The following is a 15,745-nucleotide window of genomic DNA, read 5'->3' as shown; positions in this document are numbered from 1 at the left end:
TTATCAGAAATCTGCAATCCAAAATCCTTGTTTGTCTAGCTTTCTCGATGGTATAAATAACAAATTATCATAGCTGCTCCAGGAAGAATTAAAGTGCCCAATCCGAAAAATTTTCCAGCAATTGCGCCTAAAAAACAACCTACAAGAAATCCGATTATGGTAACGAGCTGTTTTTTAAAACTTAATACCACATCTACGTCTTTCAATCCGTTTTTTAGTAAACTTCCTAAGTCGAGAGAAGCTTGTGTTACATTTCCAGTCATCATGGTAGTTGGACCGTGTGTTTCTTTCGCGTAAAGCTTTCCAAAAGCATTCTGAAGTCCCATTGCAAATACGGTTGTCATTGCAACGGTGTACATTGTCCATTCTTCAAAATTTTCTAAATAACCAAAAACGTAAGAAGCAATGCCACTTAAAACCAATATTATACCTTCCCAAAACAAGATAGTATATCGATTAGTCGCTTTTAATGCAATTCTTCCACCAGTAATTACTGCAATAATAAAAATAGGAAATGTTAGAAGTTTAATCCAAGCGTGTATGTCTGAGCCTTTTATAATTTGATAAGCAAAGACAATAAAGTTTCCCGTAACGTGTGCCGAAAATATCGAATCGGCAGCGACAAAAGTTACGGTATCGCAATACCCTGCTATAATGGTTAAAAGCAGGGTAACGTACCAAATGTTTTTTTGTTGTATTTCCATAATTTTTTAGTTCAAATGAGCACGAAGCATCCAAGCCATTTTTTCGTGATTTTCTACAAGTCCAGTAATAAAATCGCTTGTTCCAGCATCTTGTAATTCGTTAGCAATGCTATTAATGTTTTCACGTAAGTAAATAATAATACTTTCGTGATCTAAAAGCAATTCTTTGATAAAACCATTGCTATCATTTTTCTCTTTTATTTCTTCTGTCAAATGCGTCAATGCTAAAAAATCTTTCAACGTTGCTGGCGTATAATGTCCTAAAGATCTGATTCTTTCTGCAACGGTATCTACAACCTCATCAATCGCATCATATTGCTGTTCGAAAAAAAGATGTTTGTTGTAAAAATCTGGACCTTCAACATTCCAATGTGCTCTTTTTGTTTTGGTATAAAGTACAAATTCGTCGGCTAGTATTTTAATTAATACCTCAACTACTTTGTTGATGCTTTCTTGTTTGATTCCGATGTTTGCTTTCATTTTAAATTAGGTTTAGTAAATAATAATCAAGTGAATAAGTTCCTGCACCAAGTGCAAGAAGTAATAATAGAGATAAAGTGTACATGTAAGGAACGTCGCGCACTTCGAGCGAATCATTTCTGTGAACGACAAAATATCCAATAGCAGTTACACCAATTGTTGGCAGAACTGCAAGCCGTGTTCCGAGTCCGAAAATGATGAAAAACGGAATAATCGTATCTGAAAAAGTGGCCACCAATCCGTTTAGTTTTTCAGGCAAATGCAACGGATTCGGAACGTGTTCTTTCTGACCGTTTTCAACTCTGAATTTCTTCATTCCATGTACTCTGAAAAGTTCAATTGCAAGCAGAATTCTAAAAAACAAAAGCGCTGCATTGTTGAATGAATTTCCTAAATCAGAGTGAAGGATTTGTTTAATAATTTCAATCATTTTTTTATTATTTAGAAAGCAAAGCAAGAGCAACCCAATGCGCCCCAGAATGCATTATAATTGTTAACAGGAACATTGCTCATTCGGGCAACATCGTGATTATGAGCGTGAACATCGCAACTTCCGCTACAGCTATGAATTTGTGCTGTTAATTTAGGTTTTGCATCTGCTTTCGCATTCTTTTCAATTGCACTTTGCAAACCGCTTCTTACCGGATAACCGTTGTAAATATTCGTTGGCGACCAATCTGGCAAAATCGGAATATGTGGCGGTGAGAACGAAGAAAAATCTCCATTGGCATACACAATTTTTCCATCTACAATCGTCAAATCAGCTTCGATTTTTTTGATGTCTTCGTCGTCAATTGTAAAATAATCACGATCTAAAACCACTAAATCGGCAAACATTCCCACTTTAATATCTCCTTTTTTAGTTTGTTCTTGAGAGAACCAAGCGCTTCCACGAGTATATAATTCTAAAGCAGTTTGTCTGTTTAATCTTGTATCTGTATACAATTGTAAACCTCCAACTGTTTTTCCAACGGTCATCCAATACATTGAAACCCACGGATTGTAACTGCTCACACGTGTAGCATCTGAACCTGCGCCGACAGGAACTTCCATTTCAATCATTTTTTTGATTGGCGGTGTATTTTCAGCAGCTTTTGCTCCGTAACGATCGGTGAAATATTCTCCCTGATACGCCATTCTGCTTTGAACTGCAATTCCACCTCCAAGCGCTTTTACTCGTTCGATGTTACGTTCGTCTATCGTTTCAGCGTGATCAAAAATCCACGGAAGTCCGTTGAAAGGAACATCTCTGTTTATCTTTTCAAAAACATTCAAAAATCGGGTAATGCTTTCGTTGTAAGTGGCATGAAGTCTAAAAGGCCAGCGATTTTCTACCAAAAGACGTACTACCTTTTCTAGTTCAGCTTCCATATTTTCAGGAAGATCTGGTCTTGGTTGAAGGAAATCTTCGAAATCGGCAGCAGAAAAAACTAACATTTCTCCAGCTCCGTTGTGGCGATACATATCGTCTCCTTGATATAATTTTACGGTATCAATCCAGTCGTTGAAATCTTCAAATTCGTGTTTTGGTTTCTGAGTGAAAAGATTATAAGCGATTCTTACGGTTAATTGTTTTTTTTCATTCAATTCATTAACCACTTTATAATCATCAGGAAAGTTCTGAAAACCACCTCCAGCATCAATCACACTTGTAATTCCGAAACGGTTTAATTCTTTCATAAAATGACGTGTCGAATTGATTTGATGTTCGTAAGAAAGTGTCGGACCTTTAGCCAAAGTCGAATACAAAATCATCGCATTTGGTGTAGCAATGATAAGTCCAGTAGGTTCTCCGTTAGAATCACGTTCGATATGACCACCAGGAGGCGCAGGCGTATTTTTGTTGTAACCAACTGCTCTCAAAGCCGCTCTGTTCATAATGGCTCGATCATACAAATGCAAAATAAAAACAGGAGTATCTGGCGCAATTGCATTGATTTCTTCCAAAGTTGGCATTCTGCGCTCAGCAAACTGAAATTCAGACCAACCGCCAACCACACGAACCCATTGCGGATTTGGAGTACGATCTACTTGTTCTTTCAACATTCGAAGTGCATCTGCCAAAGAAGGAACACCATCCCAGCGCAATTCTAAATTGTAGTTTAAACCGCCACGAATAAGGTGAATGTGTGAATCGTTGATTCCAGGAACTACTCTTTTATTTTGAAGATCGATTATTTTGGTTTCTTCAGAAGCAAAAGTCATGATGTCGTTATCATTTCCAACTGCGATAAATTTTCCATCTTTAATAGCTACGGCTGTAACGTTTGGAGTTTCGGTATTGAAACTATGAATCTTTCCGTTGAATAAAATTAAATCAGCTTTCATAATTTGATTATTTAGAGTTTAATTTTGAAATAGCATCTTTAATTCCTTCTCCAGCGACATTGTAAAAAGCAGGTCCGGCAAGTAGAATCACTTTCGTTAAAGGCTTGTAATCTGCTAATTTTTTTTCTTTTAGATAAGATTGCGTTCTATACGCTTCAAAAGAACCTAAAACAACATTTGTAGCAACCAAAGCCGTTGGAGAATCGATTCCCGCATCTTTAATATCACTTGCAAAAGAAAAATTTGAAACGCCTAAACGTAAAGCTTCACGCATGGCAGTGCTTCCAACGCTGATCATTAAATCGGGAGTAAATTTATTGCGGTCACCCAATCCGATTAACAATAATTGTTTTGCTGCTAAAGTTCCTTTTGCTGGTGTAATCAATAAAGTTTCAAGAGAATGTCCGGTAAATTTTCCGCTTTTGCGTAATTCTGTAATAATCCCTTTTAAAGCATCGTCCAAATGCACCATTCCGTTTAGGTTTGCAGGAAGGGCAGGAGGATTGAAAATATCACCTTCTGTATATTCAAAAACGCAGGCAACTTGTAAATCTGCTTCTGCAGCAGATGGTCCTTGAACCAATCCGTTTACTGCAACTCCGTCTACTTTCCCCCATGTAGTAGTTGAGCCTATAGATGCTGTTTGAGCAAAAGCATGGTTACTAAGTGCGCCTGCAAATGTTATGATTAAAAGAAAAAGATAGGAATATCTAAATCTGTATGTTGAATTGTTTGTTTTCATTATTAAGGGTTTAGTGGTGAAAATTTTTAAACACATAGAGACATAGATTTTCTTTATTTTGAAAAAGAATAGGGAAAGAAACTAGTTTCTAACACATAGCTTCATTGTAAATTACTTTGCGAGAACTTTGTCAAAGTTGACAGAGCTATGTTTATTCATGCAAGTGTAACGCCTTTTTTACATTCCAATAAGCTATGTACCTATGTGTTTAATTTTATATGTTTAAAAAAATTAAAATTTGAATCCAAGTCGGGCATTAAAGAAAACCCCGTCTTTAGAGTTCGGAATAATGTCATTGATAAAAGCACCCGTTTTAAAATATTGGATACCACTGACTACCGAAATATATTTGTTTACGCTATAGGTAAAGTTGGCTAAATAAGCAGTTCCGATGTATCTTTCGTCAGAATCGCTTCCGCGAAGGTTAAGCATTCCGCTTGGTCTGTAAACGCCGTCTTGAGTTGAATATCGCCAGTTGAAAACCACATCGACCTGCATCTTTAAATTCGAAAGTAAATCCATTGTGGCATAAGGATGTATATCGATGAGGTTTACTGGACCAACCTGCGGACTGAAACCAAAATAACCTCCTTTCGGATAAAGCGGATTAAACGTTTGAAGATTTCCATTTCCCTGATTTTTATCTCCTGAGATATAATCATTTCGAAGATTTATCGTGGGTTTGAATTTTATGTTTTCAAACATATATCCAATGTCAATAGATCCTGTCCAAGCATTTATATTTCCTGAATCAAAAGTTCCAAATTGATAAGCCGCTTCCAGGTTATAAATAAAGCCACCGCCGTATTTCCATAATCTTGATCCGATTGTATGACGTCTTTCAGGTGCAATTCCTTCTTCAAAAAGCGATTCGTCTCTTCTTATTCCGAGATAATAAACATCAAGATTTCCTGCTTTTGGAAAGATGATTTTAGAATAAGCTCCCCAAAGATTCAACTGTTTGGACATTTTATTATCGAAAACTCCTGTGTAAATGGTATCTGCCATCATTGCAAAAGCATCAACAGATACTCTTTCGGAAGAATACATTACTTTTCCTCCTGTAAAATAAAGTCTCGCATTCGGACCTTCTCTAACAGAAATCAATCTTCCGGAGCCGTAATCTAGTTCTTGTCTTCCGGCTCGAACGGTTATTTTTTTATCTTTTTGCTGCCAGACATTTACATCCAAAAATAAATTCTGAATATTCAGCTGATCTTCGTCAATGCCACGTGCACCGTTTACTCGGCCATCTTCTAAGGCACTTCTTAATTGGGCAAATACTCTAAAGGTTTTTCCTAAATGAATATCGGCATGAAGATCATAGCGCTGCAGCAGGAAATTGTTATGACCAATATTCAGTCTGCCCCAATCTTCATTGTTGAAATCAACGTATTCATATCTTGCTTCGCCTCCAAAAGACAGGTAAAAATTTTTCTCTTTGTTTAAAGGGACAAATTTTAAATTCTCATAAAAGTTTCTGGAAGCGTCTTTTAAGAATTCATAATTTTCGTCATAACGCAAAAGTTTGAAACTTTGTGCAAATGTTAGGTTTCCTATAAAGAGAAAAAGAACAAGTAACTTGACGTTTTTAAATATGGATTTTGATGATTCCAACATAATGAAGCGTAAGAGATTTATAATAAAATTGAATTAGTCAAATTAGTGTTTCAACATGTTGTGTGCGTAGTGAATACCTAAACCGTAAGATCCGCCATGTTTTTTCATTAAGTTCGTTACTGGAACATACGTTTCTTCACGTGCCCAGTCTCTTTGTAGTTCTAATAAATATTGAATAGAAGTAATCGGTTGAGCGCCAACCTGAATCATTCTTTGAACGGCACGTTCGTGAGCTTCAGCGCTTACATCTCCGCAGGCATCTGTAATTACATACACTTCATAACCTTCTTCGATTGCAGATAGCGCTGGACCAACGATGCAAACTCCTGTCCATAATCCTGCAAGAACTAATTTCTTTTTGTTTTTTGCTACGATCGCTTTATAAGCATTTTCGTCTTCCCAAGTGTTCATTGATGTTCTGTCAATGTATCCTGAAGTTGCAATTGGATAATATTCTTCAATTTCTGGAAAAACAGGTCCTGCAAAACTTTCTTCTGCAACAGTGGTAACGATTGTATCAACATTAAAAATTTTAGAAGCTCCAGCTACAATAGCCACATTCGTGCGTAATTCGCTTAAAGGAATATTGCTTGTAGCAAAAGCCATTTGACCTTCAAAATCGATTAATACTAAGGCGTGGTTGTTTGGAGATAATAAGTTAGATGATGGTTTCATGATTATTTATTTTTTAAGATTTATAATTAGTTAGGCCAATGAGGTGCCAAATTTTTAATTTGTTGTTGAATAGGGTTTTAGATTTTTTAGAGATCAAAAGCTCTTACGATATATCGTAATTTTATTAAAGGGTTACGTCTTTTTTATGTTAATGCGTTGAAAGTTTTTTTATCATTTCGGCAGAAACAGAGTCAGCATAAATTCCAAAAGCGCTCGTTAAAACACCTTTTAAATTGTAGATTTCAGATTTAATTCCGTAGACAATATCTTCGTCTCCTGGGTCAGTATCGCCTTCAAAACGAAATATATATTCAATCTTGAATTCTTCTGGCGACATACTTTTTGTATTATTATTGTAGCGAATGCAATTGCTGTCCAGATTAAAGTTTTCTGTAAAACCTTGCGTGCCTAACCATTGCAGAGCTTCTGTAACGGTATCAAAAGAGGGTGGTTGAAATAAACTCATAATTTGAAGAAGATTAAACTGCCCATAAATTGAACCTTACAGGCAGTGATGATTGATTTATTTGATGAATTCTAAAATATCGTTATTGATCGTTTCAGCATTGATGGTTGGCATTCCGTGAGAGAATCCTGGATACGAAATCAATTTTCCGTTTTTCAATAATTTTGCAGCTCGTGGTGCCTGAGCATAAGGAACGATTTGATCATCTTCTCCGTGTAAAACTAAAACTGGAATGTCTAAACTCTTCAAATCTTCTGTAAAATCGGATTCAGAGAAAGCTTTGATTCCTTCATAATGAGATAAAACAGAACCCATCATTCCTTGACGCCACCAGTTTTGTTTAATTCCTTCTTGAACAGTTTGTCCTTCGCGGTTCCATCCGTAAAAAGGAATTGGGAAATCGTAAAAATATTGTGCTCTGTTAAATCCAGTTCCTTTTCTGATTTCGTCAAAAACTGACAATGGAACACCTTCTGGATTCGATTCGTTTTGAATCATTATAGGCGTTACAGCACTGATGATAACCGCTTTAGCAATACGTCCTTTTCCGTATTTTGCTGCGTAGCGAATTACTTCGCCACCTCCAGTAGAGTGACCAACGTGGATAGCATTTTTTAGATCTAAAGCTTCAGTTAATTCAGCAATATCTGCTGCGTAAGTTTCCATGTTATTTCCTTCAGAAGCCTGACCAGAACGACCATGTCCTCGGCGATCGTGTGCAATAACTCTGTATCCTTTTTGAAGGAAAAACATCATTTGTGCATCCCAGTCATCACTTGATAAAGGCCATCCGTGATGAAAAACAATTGGTTGTCCTGTTCCCCAATCTTTGTAATAAATTTGTGTTCCGTCTTTTACTGTAAATGTGCTCATGGTTTTTGATATTTAGATTAATATTGTTTTATGTTTTTAATTTAAAATGACTTTTAAGTTTAAAATATTAACTTTTAAGTCGTTTTGTGTTTTCTTTTGTTATTGGTATGATGCAAATGTATTGTAGAATGAAACCTGCATCGGTTAATCTAGATTAAGAAGTCAAATTTTTCTCCAATTTTTTAATTATAGGATCTCGTGTAAATGGAAAAAAGCGTGTTTTCATGTTTGGCATTTTAAAATTGTATGTTGATGCCAGAGAATAGCCAATTAATGTGCCTTTAATGTTAAAGCCTTTGTTTTAAAGGAATTCGTAAATTTCAGGCGTTTTTTGATTTACGATATTTCGTTATTTTATGAAATGGTCGTTGTATTTTATATGAAAAACATCAATTTTTAGAAAAAAGAGAATTATGCTGCTGCCGTAATTTAGACTTATCAATTCTCCTTTTTGGCTACATCCTAAAAATCCATTTGGAGCAACTTTGCAGTGTACAATTAGTAAAAACACTACAATCATGAGAAAGACCATTTTTATTACCGGTGCGTCATCGGGTTTAGGAAAAGAAACCGCTAAATTATTTCAGGCAAAAGGATGGAATGTAATTGCAACAATGCGTAGGTTGTTTTATAGGTTATAATACCAATACAACGTTAGTAAAACTGAATGTAAAAGATGAAGAAAACGTACATCTGCAAGTAGAATTTACCGGAGATTTTTCGGAAAGAAAACTAGGAGGAATCTTTGATTTAAAATTTAAAGAGGAAAAAATAATCTTCGCGAAAGCAGATTTAATTCAAAAAAAAATGCTAAACAATTTCGTTTAGCATTTTTTTTGGTTAATCAACTTTATAACCATCATCTGTAAAAGTTTCGGGTTCGCGATCATTTTCATCATAGCGTTCTACAAGATCATCATCCATATCGTCTGGGTCCAAATCATCATCTTCGTCTTCGAGGTCACTTTCGGGAGTATTTTCTTCGAAATCAAAATCATCTTCATTATTTCTATCTAATGCATTTGAGTATTCGCTATCTATATAATCTTTATCACTCAATTGCTTTTCTTCCAAAAGAAAACGCTCGTCAAAGGGATCATTATATTGTTCCGAAAAATTTTGATTTTCTATATTGTCATCGTCGTAATTGGTGTATCTGTCAGTTGTCATAATCCGTTTTTTTTAATTAATAAAATTTGAAAAACTTATAGTATTAAAATTAAAAATTAGATTTCGGGTTATTTTATACGATTCTCATTTACAGTTGCTAAATTTTCATTACGAATCGAAATCAAGATTTCTCACTGCTTTTACTTTTCAGAAATGGTCTGATATTTTTATCTTTGCCGCTTTATATTAATAACGAATGACAGTACAAGATTTAGTTGGAAATTATGCTATTTCAGGAAGCAATCAGGATGAAAGTAATCAGATAACCTATAAAGGCGTTTTAGGATTAACTTTAGATAAAAACAATAGAATTGTTGCAGATTGGACTATCAATGATTCCAAACAAAAAGGACACGGATTTTTCAAAGACAATATTTTGGTCATTAATTTCAATTACAAAGGCGACGATAATGAAACCTATAAAGGCGTTGCGGTTTACAGATGTATCAATAAAGATATTCTAGACGGATTTTGGTCAGAAAAACATGGAAACCCACTTTATTTAGGAAGTGAATATTGTTTGAGAATGGAAACTACAGAAAGACTGAATTAAATTTTATCAAAATAAAAAACTGCGCAAACTCATAACATTTGCGCAGTTTTTTTATAAATAAAATTAAAATATATCGGTTTAAGCAGGATTTACAGCTGTTTTATATTTTCTATTATAGATAATTATAAATCCAACCCAAATTATAAGTAAAACAACAATTAAAGTAAGTTCTGTTTCATGAAGACCGTTACGAAAGAAATTGTTCAACGAATGTACTCCCGCAGCTGCCAATAACGATCCTGTAGAAGAATATACTTTTCCGATTCCCCATGTTCCAAAGAAAATGATACCGAAGAAAATCAAGTTACTTGCTGTCATTTCGAAATTTAAATGCCACGCAAACCAAAGAACTGCAATAATTAATATCGAGGTAAACTTAGGTAGAGATTTTAATTGTTCTTGCAAAAATCCACGCCATCCAATTTCTTCTAAAAGTCCGTAAACTAAAATTGTAAACATTAATAAAATTGGGAATTTACCAATTGTAAAATAATAAGAACTTGCGATTAAAACTGCTGGAAGAATCCAATAAACAGCAAATGGAACAATTGCATTTTTGTAGATTCCTTTTAACGACATTGGATTTTTAAGAGCGAATATTTTTATGGCAGCCAAAGCACCCAAAGCTGGACCAACACCGCGAAGCAAAATTACTAAATACGGATTTTCTATTCCAGATAATAAATTAGTTTTAGTAGCTGCATATCTGCAGATTACAGCAATTATGTAATAAACTATAATAGCACCGAAGTTGATTTTATTTTTCATGAGTTCAATTTGTTTGGTTTAGTGAAGCAAACTTAGTGAGCCAGATTGAAACTAAAATTGACTTTGGGTAAGAAATCATTTTTCCATAACTCTTTTTCGAATTCGGCTTAAACTTTCAGCCGTTAATCCGAGATAGGAAGCAATGATTTTGAGTGGAGTTCTCTGAAAAATTTCCGGACGTCCTTCAATGAGTTTTAAATATCGTTCCTGCGGTGAAAGCGTCAAAAGGTTGATTTGTTCTTGCTGTTTACGTACATAAAGCATTTCAGAAATGGCTTTTCCAATTCGTAAACCTGTTTCAGATCTTTGATACAATTCATTTAAATCCTGATGAAAAATGGACCATAATGTAATATCTTCCAAAGCTTCGGTCTTAATAACAGATGGTTGCTGATTTAGAAAAGACATATAATCGCTGATAAAACTATTTTCATACAACAAATTAATGCAAATGTCTCTTTTGCCATCCCAAACAAATAATCCTGCCGAGCCTTTTATCACAATGTTGAGGTATTTTTCAACGCCGTTATAATCCTTAATAATGTCAGATTTCTCGAATTCACGGACTTTAATTTTCTCCGAAAAGCCTTTCCAGACATTCATATCGGCAGTAAAATATCTTTCGAAAATTTTCTTTACATCTTCTGGAGAAGGATTTTGTGGCATTTTATAAAAGTATCAGTTTAGAAATGCCAATATAAGTTTAATCTTTCAAAATAAAAACAATTTTATTGCTCACTGATCCAATTTTTAAACACATAGAAACATAGAATTTCTGATTTGGAAAAGAATACAAAAAGAAACTAGTTTCTAACACATAGTTTTGCGGACAAAGTTTACCACTTGAGCGCTATGTGTATTGATGTGAGTGAAACGTCTTTACACACAATCTAAAACTATGTTTCTATGTGTTTAAATTAAAATTACGCGAGTAAAAATTTATTTCAAACAAGGCAATTGTAAAACATTCGCATTCAGTGGTTGTTCTACTTTTCTTTCTAATTTTTCAGGGTTTACTGTAATGTAAATTTCCATCGAACCGGTTCCAACTTTCAATCCTAAAATGTGCCCACCGTAAGCGTCAAATTTATTATCTGTTGCAACGCCGTGCATATGTATAGAAGGTTTGTCGCCACTCCAAGCAATTGATCCTGTAATACTTCCCATTTCGACTTTATTGAATGTTTTTGGATGAAATTTCTTTTCACTAAAATCATAAAATCCAAAAGTAGCATCTTGTGCAAAACCAATTCCGGTAAAATTGGCTGATGGAATATTTTGTTCTTTAGCCAGATTTTCAATTAAAGCCAAAACATTATCGCCTTCGCGAAGAACCATCAGATAACCTTGCGGTGTTTTCGTGTAACGACATTTTTCACTGTCTTTTTGTTGGGCGTGAGAGAAATTAAAAGCGAAACTTAATAGTAACAAACTTGTAATTTTTTTGATTTCTATTTTCATAATCGTGTAAAATTAATTGACGTTTGTTCGAGTGTCAATCTGCATCATTCTATTATAATCTTCATTGTATTTTTCAGGATCCGAAGCCGCATATTCATTTTCTGGTTCTGGAATTACATGAATTTGTGAATCACTAATAGAAATTACAGCCGAACAAACATAAATTCCGACTTTTCCTTCGTTGTATTTAAAATCCAGTAAAGTCAATTTTACGATATCGTTGATCGAAAGTTCATAATAATTTCCGTAACGGATAATTTTAAAAGAAATCTGTTTTTCTTCGCCAATTTCAAATTGATTGGTTTGGATGTTTTCAAAAATAAAATTGTTTTTAACGTCTTTTTCATTAAATCCCCAAGCTCTAAACTGGACAAAACCATTCATAAAGTCGATTGAAATATAATACGCTGTTCCTTCTTTATCACATTCAATAACAAATCCAGTTTTTCCCATTCCTTCCACAGAAAGCGTTCCTTCCCAAATAAAATCATTTGACGGTTTTTCAAAACAATAAATTTCATAACCGCTTCGGCATCCAAATCTCCATTTATTTTCATTTTCCTGCACAAATTCTGCTGTTGGATTTCCCAAAATTGGCATTGGCTGTGGTAAATCTTTTTGGTGAATGGTTTTCTGATATAATTTTTCCCAATAATAATAACTTCTCAGTAAAAGCCTACCACTTTTATCTACTGTAACTTCCTTTGGCGGCGGAATAACGCGATGTGTATTCACATTTCCGTCAGCAAAATAGAAATTGTAAACTAAAAAGTGTTTTCCATCTTTTACAACACGTGCGGCATAATTTCCTTGTGGAAGCAAAACATTATTATGAAAAGCGGAGTATTCACCTCTAAATTCTGAGGAAGACCAATAACGGACTTTAATATCTTCTCTAATAGAACCTAAAAGATAATGAGTTCCTTTAATTTCAAATACACAAGGACATTCAACATCGTCATACACATACGGAATATGTAATGGTTTTTGAAGTACAAAACCTTCTTTTTCTCTTTTTGCAACGGCAATACAACCCCTACGATACGTTGGTCCAGAGGCACTTCTGGCACAAATCAGCATATAATCGTCGCCTTTGTATTGGTATTTGAAAGGATCCCGAAAACTAATCCATTTTCTCGGATTGTTGTTTTGACCTTCATAATGCGGTGCTTCGCTTTTGAATGGAAGTCCGTATAGATTTTCTTTTTTCCAGGTAATCAAATCGGCAGAAACAGCTCGTCCAACCTTTTGTTCAATTCCTTTGTCTTGACGTTTAAGTCCGGTGTAATACATTTCATAACCTTCACCTTCCGACTTTTTGCTGACATGCATCGTCCAAAGCATATCGTCGTCCCATTCGCCTGGATCACCGACAAATATGGCATTTTTTACCCTTTTCCACGAAAGACCATCTTTTGAAACCGCGTGCGCAATATAATCGTGATTAGGGATAATTAAATGAAATAAATGATGAACTCCTTTTTCATCTATAAATACATCAACATCTCCAATTTCCCAATTGCTAAATCCTGAACCTGAATACATTTTATTACTTATTTTATGATTGTATATTTTTTGCCACGAATTGCACTAATTTTCTCGAATTTGAAATTGGTGTAAATTGGTGTAATTCGTGGCTTTTTTTTATTTAATGATTTTGTAATGTTTTAATCCTTCTAAAATTCCTTCTGAAGCCGACATTGTAGCCACATAAATACTTTTGGTAGTTTCGTAAGCGGCAAGCTCTTCACTTCGGTTTCCAACAATAATCCCTTTTACAGGACCTCTAAACATATCGACATCATTGCCTGAATCTCCTGCTGCGATTACATTTGCCAATGGAATTGACCATTTACGGCATAAGAATTTAATGGCATTTCCTTTAGAAGCTCTTTTGGGAATAAAATCTAAAAACTGTCCGTGACTCGGAATGATATTGACTTTGTACCATCCTGTTCCTAAAACCCGAATTAATTCTTCGTGATCGTAGTGTTCGTTATCATAATAATATGAGATTTTATAAGGATTCTGCGCTTCTTCTTCCTGCAATCGAATCCACTTAACGGCTTTCAATCTATTGACGATATCGTCTCTTTTCCATCTTCCCGAAAGGAATTTTGCCCAGCCTTTATCCAGAATATAATCTTTTCCGTTGGTGTAATAAATTTCTGTTCCTACAGAACAAATAATAAAATCGGGTAGGGGAAATTCTTCTTCGTCAATCACTTTTTTAACTAATTGGAGATTTCTTCCAGATGCCATTGCAAAAGCCATTTTATCGGTCCGGTTGATCAAATGCGATTTTAATTCTTTTAAACCCGGATTCGAAAGTTTAGGCTCGATTAAAGTTCCGTCAATATCAGAAACCAGTAGATGATCTACTTTTCTTTTTAGTCGGCTAATATTGATGTTTGGATAATGCTGTTTCTTTATTCCGGTCGAAGAAACGGATAGATTTTCTTTGATCAAATCAACATATTGATTTACGTGACTTACCCAGCTGTAGTATTTTTGAATATTTATGGCGCCATTATTTGAGTAATATTTCCATTGATTTTCATCTGTTAAGATATTTCGAAGTGCTTTTTTTATTTGACTCTCTTGTTGCGGATCTACTAATTCGCCATTTTGACAAACCGGAATGATTTCTGAAGGCCCTCCGTTTTGAGTCACCACAACCGGAAGTCCTGAACTTGCTGATTCAATAACCGTTAAGCCAAAATTTTCATGTAATGCTAAATTCACAAAAACGCCTCTTTTTTCTGCGGCATAACGATAAATAATAGAGACTTCATTTTCGACATCATGCTTTTTTGGAATCGCCATTTTTCCATACAAATCGTATTTGTCCATTAAAAGAAGCAAATCTGTTAAAACATTCTTTTCAGACTCGGGCATTTTTGCGATATCTTTTCGAATTCCGGCAAAAATGACCAGATTGGCCATACTTTGTAGCTCTTTGTCTTTTCCGTAGACTTCAATTAAAGTGTTGAGGTTTTTATGACGATCTGGCCTCGAAAGTGCCAAAATAATAGGTTTGTGTGGGTTGGTCAAGAATTTTGAAATGGTTTCGGCAACCCAATATTTTCTTTGTGCTTCTTCCATATTTTTGTCCGAATCATTTTCTTGATAATAATAAGGAACAAACTTTCGGGTATCAATTCCGGGAGAAATGGCGTGGTATTTTCCTAATTCAAAATTTTTGTAGGCTTTGTAAGTTTCAATTTCTTGTTCTGTAGAAGTAACGATAAATTCGGCAAGCTCAAGTGTTTTTTCTTCGGAGGCAATTCTGGCTTTGAATTTGAACTTTTTTTCGAGTTCTTCTTCGGTTTGTCCACCTTCCAGTAATTTTTTCTTTTTGTAAAATCCTAAGGAATGTCCAGTATGAGCAAACGGAATATTTAAAACGGCTGATAATTCGGCGGCGGCATATCCTGCATCGGCATAATGAGAGTGAATCCAATCGGGAAAAATATTATGCTGTTTGATGTGTTGCATCGCGCCATTCACGAAAGTGTCCAAACCTTCCCAAAGCTGTTCTTTAGACTTGTATTTTTTTCCCAAAAAAGGAATTCGCCTTATGTCTAATTTATCATTAATAATTTCGACAGGGACTGAATATTCCGGTGAAAGTGAGGGATCATCTATTAATCTGGTAAAAATATGAACATGTTCTACATCTTCATGCTGTGATAAAAATTCTGCTAATTCGTATATATATTTAGTTTGGCCCCCATTATCGGCATCGCGCCCAATTTCAAGACCAGAACCTTTTAAAAGTCCGTGTATATTGATAAGTGAAATTCGTAATTTTTTCATCATTCTTCATTAAATATTTTGGAAATGCAATTTACAGCGCTTGCATTGATTAGGAAGAAATAATTACATTTTAAATTTACATATTT

At 34.8% G+C, this 15,745-nt stretch carries 16 protein-coding genes and 1 pseudogene; 2 read left to right on the top strand and 15 right to left on the bottom strand.

Annotated elements, in window-relative coordinates; all coding sequences use genetic code 11:
- Nucleotides 1–35: 35 nt before the first annotated feature.
- From K6T82_RS23010 to K6T82_RS22970, 9 genes are all read right to left on the bottom strand, one after another.
- Nucleotides 36–704 (bottom strand): YoaK family protein, encoded by a 669-nt coding sequence (locus K6T82_RS23010; protein WP_223711191.1) that lies wholly within the window; start codon nucleotides 702–704, stop codon nucleotides 36–38.
- A 6-nt stretch (nucleotides 705–710) separates the two neighbouring features.
- Nucleotides 711–1,184: a Dps family protein gene (locus tag K6T82_RS23005; protein ID WP_223711189.1), complete on the bottom strand. Its 474-nt coding sequence runs from the start codon at nucleotides 1,182–1,184 to the stop codon at nucleotides 711–713.
- A 1-nt stretch (nucleotide 1,185) separates the two neighbouring features.
- Complete coding sequence (locus K6T82_RS23000; protein ID WP_223711186.1) at nucleotides 1,186–1,614, bottom strand: DoxX family protein; 429 nt, start codon at nucleotides 1,612–1,614, stop codon at nucleotides 1,186–1,188.
- A gap of 11 nt (nucleotides 1,615–1,625) precedes the next feature.
- Nucleotides 1,626–3,512 (bottom strand): amidohydrolase, encoded by a 1,887-nt coding sequence (locus tag K6T82_RS22995; RefSeq protein WP_223711184.1) that lies wholly within the window; start codon nucleotides 3,510–3,512, stop codon nucleotides 1,626–1,628.
- Between the two features lie 7 nt (nucleotides 3,513–3,519).
- Nucleotides 3,520–4,254: a M17 family peptidase N-terminal domain-containing protein gene (locus K6T82_RS22990; RefSeq protein ID WP_223711181.1), complete on the bottom strand. Its 735-nt coding sequence runs from the start codon at nucleotides 4,252–4,254 to the stop codon at nucleotides 3,520–3,522.
- Between the two features lie 231 nt (nucleotides 4,255–4,485).
- On the bottom strand, nucleotides 4,486–5,874 hold the full coding sequence (locus K6T82_RS22985) for an alginate export family protein (protein WP_223711178.1): 1,389 nt from the start codon (nucleotides 5,872–5,874) through the stop codon (nucleotides 4,486–4,488).
- A gap of 42 nt (nucleotides 5,875–5,916) precedes the next feature.
- Nucleotides 5,917–6,549: a hydrolase gene (locus K6T82_RS22980; protein WP_223711176.1), complete on the bottom strand. Its 633-nt coding sequence runs from the start codon at nucleotides 6,547–6,549 to the stop codon at nucleotides 5,917–5,919.
- Nucleotides 6,550–6,697: 148 nt separating this feature from the next.
- Nucleotides 6,698–7,015: a phosphoribosylpyrophosphate synthetase gene (locus K6T82_RS22975; protein WP_223711174.1), complete on the bottom strand. Its 318-nt coding sequence runs from the start codon at nucleotides 7,013–7,015 to the stop codon at nucleotides 6,698–6,700.
- A 57-nt stretch (nucleotides 7,016–7,072) separates the two neighbouring features.
- Nucleotides 7,073–7,888 carry an alpha/beta fold hydrolase gene (locus K6T82_RS22970; protein ID WP_223711172.1) on the bottom strand — a complete coding sequence of 272 codons (816 nt, stop codon included), beginning with the start codon at nucleotides 7,886–7,888 and terminating at the stop codon, nucleotides 7,073–7,075.
- A 518-nt stretch (nucleotides 7,889–8,406) separates the two neighbouring features.
- Here K6T82_RS22970 and K6T82_RS22965 point away from each other — a divergent pair.
- A pseudogene (locus tag K6T82_RS22965) lies at nucleotides 8,407–8,508 on the top strand (SDR family NAD(P)-dependent oxidoreductase); the annotation flags it as partial.
- 220 nt (nucleotides 8,509–8,728) lie between these two features.
- Here the strand turns inward: K6T82_RS22965 and K6T82_RS22960 are convergent.
- Nucleotides 8,729–9,058, bottom strand: coding sequence for a hypothetical protein (locus K6T82_RS22960; protein ID WP_223711169.1), 330 nt, complete (start codon nucleotides 9,056–9,058; stop codon nucleotides 8,729–8,731).
- A gap of 196 nt (nucleotides 9,059–9,254) precedes the next feature.
- Here K6T82_RS22960 and K6T82_RS22955 point away from each other — a divergent pair, with 196 nt between their 5' ends.
- Nucleotides 9,255–9,611: a hypothetical protein gene (locus K6T82_RS22955; protein ID WP_223711167.1), complete on the top strand. Its 357-nt coding sequence runs from the start codon at nucleotides 9,255–9,257 to the stop codon at nucleotides 9,609–9,611.
- A 78-nt stretch (nucleotides 9,612–9,689) separates the two neighbouring features.
- Here the strand turns inward: K6T82_RS22955 and K6T82_RS22950 are convergent, their stop codons facing one another.
- The 5 genes from K6T82_RS22950 to K6T82_RS22930 all read right to left on the bottom strand — a co-directional run bounded on the left by K6T82_RS22950 (nucleotide 9,690) and on the right by K6T82_RS22930 (nucleotide 15,662).
- Nucleotides 9,690–10,379, bottom strand: coding sequence for a CPBP family intramembrane glutamic endopeptidase (locus K6T82_RS22950; RefSeq protein WP_223711164.1), 690 nt, complete (start codon nucleotides 10,377–10,379; stop codon nucleotides 9,690–9,692).
- A gap of 75 nt (nucleotides 10,380–10,454) precedes the next feature.
- Nucleotides 10,455–11,045, bottom strand: coding sequence for a Crp/Fnr family transcriptional regulator (locus K6T82_RS22945; RefSeq protein ID WP_223711161.1), 591 nt, complete (start codon nucleotides 11,043–11,045; stop codon nucleotides 10,455–10,457).
- 273 nt (nucleotides 11,046–11,318) lie between these two features.
- On the bottom strand, nucleotides 11,319–11,840 hold the full coding sequence (locus K6T82_RS22940) for a PPC domain-containing DNA-binding protein (protein ID WP_223711159.1): 522 nt from the start codon (nucleotides 11,838–11,840) through the stop codon (nucleotides 11,319–11,321).
- Nucleotides 11,841–11,852: 12 nt separating this feature from the next.
- The gene (locus K6T82_RS22935) at nucleotides 11,853–13,385 is read right to left on the bottom strand and encodes a glycoside hydrolase family protein (protein WP_223711156.1); all 1,533 of its coding nucleotides are present in this window, start codon (nucleotides 13,383–13,385) and stop codon (nucleotides 11,853–11,855) included.
- Nucleotides 13,386–13,484: 99 nt separating this feature from the next.
- Nucleotides 13,485–15,662, bottom strand: coding sequence for an HAD-IIB family hydrolase (locus tag K6T82_RS22930; protein ID WP_223711154.1), 2,178 nt, complete (start codon nucleotides 15,660–15,662; stop codon nucleotides 13,485–13,487).
- Between the last annotated feature and the right edge of the window lie 83 nt (nucleotides 15,663–15,745).

The organism is Flavobacterium potami (assembly GCF_020026915.1).
GTDB classification, from domain to species: Bacteria; Bacteroidota; Bacteroidia; order Flavobacteriales; family Flavobacteriaceae; genus Flavobacterium; species Flavobacterium potami.
This window is presented reverse-complemented; position numbering and strand designations above follow the sequence as displayed.